Origin of the sequence: Moorella naiadis (nom. illeg.), assembly GCF_051020825.1 — a bacterium.
GTDB lineage: Bacteria > Bacillota > DSM-521 > Neomoorellales > Neomoorellaceae > Neomoorella > Neomoorella naiadis.
The window spans coordinates 1-5,164 of sequence record NZ_JAXGFQ010000055.1 but is presented as its reverse complement, the minus strand read 5'-3'; the positions used below and the strand labels follow the sequence as shown (position 1 = coordinate 5,164).

Genomic DNA, 5,164 nt, shown 5'->3' with positions numbered 1-5,164 from the left:
TTTTGCATAGCTTAATGATTCCCCTTTCATCCCACGGCACGAGGCCGTGGGTTTTCAGGGGGCTAATTTTTATAAAAAAAGCAAAGAAAATTTACATGGAATTTATGGAAAAACGAGGAGGAGGTTTTTAAATGACCAGGTTTCTTACTCCAAAAGAATTCACAGAAGAATTATCCAGCCGGCGGCCGGATATTATAGATGAGATGGTAGAAAGCGAACCAATTTATGAGGTAGCCAGAGAAATTATCAAAGAACGCAAGCGTAAAAATTGGTCACAGGAAGAGTTAGCAAGGAAGGCTAATTTAACCCAAGCTCAAGTATCGAGAATTGAAAGAGCTGAAATGGGTAATATGCGGACATTGTTCAAAGTGCTGGATGCATTAGGGCTAAAATTAACGGTTCAATACAAAAATTAACAGCTAAAGAATTAAAACGCCTTTTCATGAAGGCGTTTTAATTCTACAGGGCTTACGTCCTGCCAAGCTTCCAGGATAGATGCCTGGGACGCGGGAAGGCACAAGTCTTTAGCCGGCGGTAACATGATGACTGCTGGTAGCCAAAAAAATTCCTGCTTCAGCGGGATAGAAAGGGGTATTATTATGGCGTATAATATATGCGAGGTGATAAGTATGGGCGGAGTAATGCAAGGTATTGAGGATATTATAGAAGCCTGGTCCAAGGAAGAGCAACTACAAGCGCTAAAATATCTGCTGAAAAAATATGGTTTTGCAAATACAATGCCGGTAGCGCCGTATGACGATTTAGATAATGAGGAGGTCGACGCCTACTATGAAGGGCTTCTCCAGGCAGATTAAATTTGGCGACGTAGTTTTGGTGCCTCTGGCGTGGGTAAAAAACAATAAGGCCGAATACAAAATCAGGCCTGCAGTAGTAATCAGCCGGGAAGCGATAAATGCTGCCGGCTATTTTATTTGCCTTGGCATATCTTCTAAGCCTTGCGTTAATGAATACGAAATTCCAATCAAAAGTTGGCAGGCTGCAGGACTCTGCAGACCCTCAAAAATTTGGTTGACTGCACCCTTTGGAATTACAGAAAAACAAATTCTCAAAGTGATAGGGACTATAGAATCTCAAGAACTCCTGCAAATTTACCGTTCGTTTACAGGTTATATTTAAAAGTTGTAGGGCCTGCGCCCTGCCCGGGCTTCAGGAAAAATGCCTGAAGCGCGGGGAGGGCACAAGTCTTTCAGCCGGCGGTCACGTGATGACCTATGGCAGCCAAAAAAACTGCCTCTCGAAAGAAGGGGGAGAATGTCCAAAAAAGTAAAGCTTCCGCGGCTGTTATGGGCAAGGAAGCCGGCGACGCAGGTTGTCCCCAACAAGAAGGCACTGTTAAGCAAAACGGCCTGCCGTAAGAGCAAAAACCAATAGCGATATAGGCCCCCGGTGGCCTGTAGTCATCCCAAAAATCCTTAACCAAAAGGAGGGAAGGGTGCAGACAGGCCGCCGGGGGCCTGCCTGTGCTAAAAAAATGGGTATTACAGTTCATTACTCTGGTACGGTAGAGAAGGAAAAAGTGGATCAGATCACTGAAACCTTGACAGATTTTGCCAAAGCGGCGGGATGGGAATACCATCTGGTAGATGAAGTGATTGGACCGGAGTTAGAATCAGGGTTAATAATTAAAAAACAAGATGGTACTGTCGATATTTACGATTCTCATAGAAGAGGCATAAAGAAACGATATAACCAAGGCCATCGTAATCCGGCATTTTTTACAAACATCAACGAGCGCGTAAAAGGTATTGTAATTAATCTCCACCCAAAATGCGAATCATTTGATGTTACCTGGAACGTTGGGCGGGGAAGCAAGGCCTATTTGGCCAGTTATTATATGTCAGCACACGGTTACTGGTGCGAAGGGCATTGTTTTACTAAAACCCAATACGCTCCGTTGGAGTGCCATGTGACCATCTGCAAACTGCTGCGGTTCCTGCAAGACCATTTTGGGGTCAAGCTCAGGGTTGATGATGAAGGCGGGTATTACGAGACTGGAAACCTGAATAAGCTGGCGGACAACATGAACGAAAACCTTGCAGGCATAAAAAAGACCTTTGAACTGCTGGAAAAAATGTTAAGTGGCACGGGCTACAGGGTTATAACAAATTTTTAAGGGAGGGACGTTTTTGTTATGAAAACAAAGATTTTCGAGCGGTCCTTTGATGAGATTAAGGATATCGCCAGGAAGACCGGCAAGCCGGTTCTAGCGGCAGTCTATGGGTACAGGGAAATAGACGAATACCCCGACCTTACCTGGCTCAAGACCGTGCAGGCTGAAGACGGCAGCATAATTTCCTCCTGCCGGTACAGCAACGAAGATATCAAGGAATACGGGCTTGAACAGGTTCAGCGCTGGATCGACGAAGACCACGAACGGCTGGAAAGTTACGGTGATACGTGGTGGATGGAAGGCGTGCGGGCTGCCGCTGAAATTTACATCCTTGCAGGCGACAGCTTTATCATTCAGCTGATTCAAACCCCTGGTTTGTGGGGGATAGAATCAGATTCGGAAGAAGCGTATTTTAAAGAAGTGTTTTCCGGTGAAGTAACGGTTCTCCGCGGCATGCTGGAGAAGTTAAATGTTGCCGGGCTGGAGATATTAGAAAAGCCGTTAAAGTATCTTGGAGACGTAATAGAGCCGGCTGAAACCCCGGCGACATGCTATACGGATTAGGCCGGTCTTTGCCGCCGGTCATAAAACCGGCCATTAAAAAACTGGCCATAAAAAGAAAGGGGAATTTTTATGCCGAAGTTAGAAGAGCTTGCCCGAAAAAACATGCAAGGTTCCGTGCAAACTGCAAAAAAATCTTTTGACTTTGACCGGGAAGAAGAGTTAGGGGCGGTCCCCAAGGGGAAACAGGCGATAGTGCTGCGGAAGCTGGTAAAAGAGAACGACGTGTACTACGACCTGCGGGTATTCTATTGGGACAAAAATGAGAATAGATTTAAGCCGACCAGCAAAGGGGTCATGATGACCGCGGAGCAGTTTTTAGAAGTGCGAAAGCTGATGGGGATTAATTAACCCTGCCAGGCAAATAGAATTTTAAGGGCCGGACGAAAAAACGCCCGGCTCTTTCACGCTCAAATTTTGACCTTTAATCCTAAAGGGAGTGGATGCTGATGCCGGCCAGCGCAGTAAAGGTAAAACCGATAGAAATCTATAAGTACGAGCCAAACCCGGAAAAGCCGGGGTATTTGCGTTATACGGGCAACCGTACCGTGGGAGAAGTTTTTGAAGAGCTACAGGAACGGCTCAAAGCCGAAGGGCTGCTGCCGGAAGAATATTTTGACCTGGTATATGATTCTGTGGCCTGGCCAAAGCCGCGGGCGGCGTTTCCTGATTACCGTGTCATAGCCTGTTATCCGGTCACCGGGCGTTCTGAGGGGTATTATATCCACGTAGACGCTCTTGTGGCCCGTCATGAAAAGGAAGGCTTTTTTATCGAAGCGGTGCCGTTGTTTTTAGGGAAAACCTTCCAAGGATTTGAGTTTGCGGCAGCAGCAGCGAACGCCTGCGCCAAACATTTGGGGGCGTAAAAACAAAACTAAACCAAGGCGCCAACTAACTTTTCAAAAAAAGGAGTTGACTAAAGGATGTACAAATGCCCCAAATGCGGTCACAACAGTTTCGTGGAAGAGATGGACCACTGCATGGTAGCCAGGCTGGTGGACGGCAACCTGAAGCCGGTAAAGGTGTTCGAGATAGAACCGACTGGCGACAGCGTGATCACTTACGAGTGCATGGGCTGCGGCGCCAGGTGGTCCAGGGAAGATATAGAGCTATGCGACGAAGTTTAGAAAGGGGGTATCCGGCAGGCCGGAAGACGCCGTGCCGGGAAAAGATGGCTGTTCTGCTGATGAGCATGAATACGGCCGAACCCGATCCAGTCGTGAGGACTTTTCATACGGCCAGGCAGGCATTAATAGCGAAATTTGCAGCTAAAAGAGGGGTCAAAGTCAGCGAAGAAAGGACAGGATGTTATATCGATATGTACTGCGAAGGCAGTACTGCGGAAATTGCAGAACTGCTAAAAGCTATTTATTTCGAGACGCATTTAACGAATTTTGTCGTAGACCTTGAGGAAGGGGAAAATCCTGTCCCTTTGCGGGAATTGAGAAAACTCAACGAAAGCCTCGTGGAACTTACAGAAGAAGAAGATGCGGAAATGCTGTGAGCGGGAGGGTTGTAGCATGCACGCTCTGCATTGTTTGCTGGTAAGCCTTGATAAATGGCAAATAGACGAGATGCTTGCCAGCCAAAACAATCCCCAAAGGCTGCAAGAAATCGAAATGAGGATACGGCTCGTAGCCATGGAGGCTACGAGCGAGTATGCCGACCAGGCTTTCGACTGGCGTTCTGAAGACGATGCAGGAAGCTGGATAGACGATTTTCCGGGCGCAGGCGTAGTTTTAGGAGCGAAAGAGTCAGAGCGTTTCAAAGAACTGCTGGCGGAGTACAGCCAAAAGCCTTTAAAGCGAGCAATGGTACTTATGGAAAAATACGATTGCTACGCCGGGCGAATTTTAAACAAAAGCTTGCTCAGGGAAGTATGGGCAAACAAAAAACCGTGGGACGAGCCATGGACTTTAGCAACAATTTTTAGACTGCTTATCGGGGATTATCTTTTCGAGTCGCAATTCTACAGCGTCCCGGACGCAAGCGCAAAGATAAGTGACGGTGTTTTCAGAGACGCCATGGAGCATCCCGAATACTACGCTCTGGTATTTTCCGACTACCATTGGTAAGAGTTAATAAGAACCGGGGTATAACCGCCCCGGTTCTTTAATGGCAGCCTGCCAAAAAAAATTTAGAAGGAGCTGATGGCCAGTGCGCTGTTTAGTTGTGGTGGCCGACCTTGATGAGCAGACTTATTACTTGCCTCTAATCGAGGCGCCAGACGAAGAAATGGCTGTCAGGATAGCCAACAATGCGTATCCAAATTGCATCGCTATAGGTGCGCTTGACGAGAGAGATATTCTGTACATGCTCGAAGTTATACGCTCTGCGGAGCCAGACTTTAGGTGCCGATGCCAGGCGTAATGCCTGATAAAAACCACAAATTAACGGAGGTGTGTAGCAGCTACCAACAGATTAATAAATATTGACAAAACATAACAAAAAGCGTACTATAGAGTCATGGAA

10 protein-coding genes are annotated in these 5,164 nt (G+C 46.9%); all 10 read left to right on the top strand.

Annotated features, from left to right (window positions below):
* The first annotated feature begins 131 nt into the window (after positions 1 to 131).
* The 10 genes from SDD30_RS17005 (at position 132) to SDD30_RS16960 (ending at position 4,767) form a co-directional block, all read left to right on the top strand.
* Positions 132 to 416, top strand: a complete 285-nt coding sequence (locus SDD30_RS17005) for a helix-turn-helix domain-containing protein (RefSeq protein WP_434076123.1) — start codon at positions 132 to 134, stop codon at positions 414 to 416.
* Between the two features lie 213 nt (positions 417 to 629).
* On the top strand, positions 630 to 815 hold the full coding sequence (locus SDD30_RS17000; protein ID WP_434076122.1) for a hypothetical protein: 186 nt from the start codon (positions 630 to 632) through the stop codon (positions 813 to 815).
* A complete protein-coding gene (locus tag SDD30_RS16995; RefSeq protein ID WP_434076121.1) occupies positions 790 to 1,137 on the top strand; it encodes a type II toxin-antitoxin system PemK/MazF family toxin in 348 nt (115 codons plus the stop codon). Before SDD30_RS17000 ends, SDD30_RS16995 begins: the two co-directional genes overlap by 26 nt.
* Before the next feature lie 316 nt (positions 1,138 to 1,453).
* On the top strand, positions 1,454 to 2,134 hold the full coding sequence (locus tag SDD30_RS16990; RefSeq protein WP_434076120.1) for a hypothetical protein: 681 nt from the start codon (positions 1,454 to 1,456) through the stop codon (positions 2,132 to 2,134).
* An 18-nt stretch (positions 2,135 to 2,152) separates the two neighbouring features.
* Entirely contained in the window at positions 2,153 to 2,695 is a 543-nt protein-coding gene (locus tag SDD30_RS16985; protein ID WP_434076119.1) for a hypothetical protein, read from the top strand.
* Positions 2,696 to 2,764: 69 nt separating this feature from the next.
* Complete coding sequence (locus SDD30_RS16980) at positions 2,765 to 3,043, top strand: PC4/YdbC family ssDNA-binding protein (RefSeq protein ID WP_434076118.1); 279 nt, start codon at positions 2,765 to 2,767, stop codon at positions 3,041 to 3,043.
* A 98-nt stretch (positions 3,044 to 3,141) separates the two neighbouring features.
* Positions 3,142 to 3,558 (top strand): hypothetical protein, encoded by a 417-nt coding sequence (locus SDD30_RS16975; protein ID WP_434076117.1) that lies wholly within the window; start codon positions 3,142 to 3,144, stop codon positions 3,556 to 3,558.
* 57 nt (positions 3,559 to 3,615) lie between these two features.
* Positions 3,616 to 3,819, top strand: coding sequence for a hypothetical protein (locus SDD30_RS16970; RefSeq protein WP_434076116.1), 204 nt, complete (start codon positions 3,616 to 3,618; stop codon positions 3,817 to 3,819).
* Positions 3,820 to 3,863: 44 nt separating this feature from the next.
* Positions 3,864 to 4,196, top strand: a complete 333-nt coding sequence (locus SDD30_RS16965) for a hypothetical protein (protein WP_434076115.1) — start codon at positions 3,864 to 3,866, stop codon at positions 4,194 to 4,196.
* A gap of 16 nt (positions 4,197 to 4,212) precedes the next feature.
* A complete protein-coding gene (locus tag SDD30_RS16960; protein WP_434076114.1) occupies positions 4,213 to 4,767 on the top strand; it encodes a hypothetical protein in 555 nt (184 codons plus the stop codon).
* Positions 4,768 to 5,164: the final 397 nt, after the last annotated feature.